Origin of the sequence: Actinosynnema sp. NPDC023658, from assembly GCF_040639995.1 — a bacterium.
GTDB lineage: Bacteria > Actinomycetota > Actinomycetes > Mycobacteriales > Pseudonocardiaceae > Actinosynnema.
In genome coordinates, this window is record NZ_JBFAAX010001356.1 from 1 (window position 1) to 1255 (window position 1255).

Annotated in this window: 2 protein-coding genes; both read left to right on the top strand. The window is 68.8% G+C overall.

Annotated elements, in window-relative coordinates; genetic code table 11:
- Positions 1-118: BBE domain-containing protein (locus AB0G02_RS40930; protein WP_360806159.1), on the top strand; the 118-nt coding region annotated here is incomplete at its 5' end.
- Between the two features lie 340 nt (positions 119-458).
- A complete protein-coding gene (locus AB0G02_RS40935; RefSeq protein WP_360806156.1) occupies positions 459-1208 on the top strand; it encodes a glycoside hydrolase in 750 nt (249 codons plus the stop codon).
- Positions 1209-1255 lie beyond the last annotated feature (47 nt).

Consider the following 1255-nt stretch of genomic DNA (forward strand, 5'->3'; position numbering starts at 1 on the left):
TCCCGACAAGCCGGACTGGCCGACCGCCTACTACGGCCGCAACCTGCCCCGCCTGCGCCGCGTCGCGCGCCGGTACGACCCGGACCGCGTCCTGGCGTTCCCGCAGGGTCTCGCCTGACCACCCGCCGCGGCCGGCGGGTTTCGCCCGACCGGCTCGCGGCGGTCGGCAGGGCTTCACCCCACCTCCGGTGACGGTCGGCAGGATTTCGCCTGATCGCAGCAACGGCCGGGCTCTCCCGACCTGCCGCCGTGGCCGCTCGCCGCGGTGAAATGGGTGGTGGAAAGGGTTTCCGGCGGTCGGGAACCCTGCTCCCGCCGTGCCCGGAACGGTGGCCCGTCGGCCCGCGATCGGAGGCCGACCGTGGACCGACCGGTGCGGTGCGTCGCATTTCGGTCTACGCTGGGAGCGCTCCCAGAGAGTCGCTCCCCGCCGTCGTGGACCTTTCGAAAGGAGTTTCATGCGAAGCACCGTCCGGGCTTTCGTGTTGGCAGGCTTGATGGCTGCCAGCGCGGTGGTCGCCGCAGCCGGGCCGGCCCAGGCCGACACCACGATCTGCGACCAGTACGGGTCGACCACCATCCAGGGCCGTTACGTGGTCCAGAACAACCGATGGGGCACCTCGGCCACCCAGTGCATCAACGTCACCTCGACCGGTTTCCGGATCACCCAGCAGCAGGGCTCGTCCCCGACGAACGGCGCACCCGTGTCGTACCCGTCGGTGTTCCTCGGTTGCCACTACACCAACTGCTCGCCGGGCAGCAACCTGCCGATGCAGGTCAGCCGGATCCGCAGCGCGACCTCGTCGATCAACTTCTCCTACGCGAGCGGCACCTTCGACGCCGCGTACGACATCTGGCTGGACCCCACGCCCAAGACCAACGGCGTGAACCAGATGGAGATCATGATCTGGTTCAACCGCCAGGGCTCGATCCAGCCGATCGGCAGCGTCGTCGGCAACACCACCATCGGCGGTCGCACCTGGCAGGTGTGGCGCGGTAGCAACGGCTCCAACAACGTGATCTCCTACGTGGCGCCGTCCGCCATCTCGTCGTGGTCGTTCAGCGTGCTCGACTTCATCAACGACGTGCGCAACCGCGGCGCGATCACCACGTCCTGGTACCTGACCAGCATCCAGGCCGGTTTCGAACCGTGGAACGGCGGCGTGGGCCTGGCCGTGAACAACTTCTCGGCCTCGGTCAGCGGATAACCCGCAGCGATCCCAGCACCCCGGTCGGTCCGGGCACCCGGCCGGAC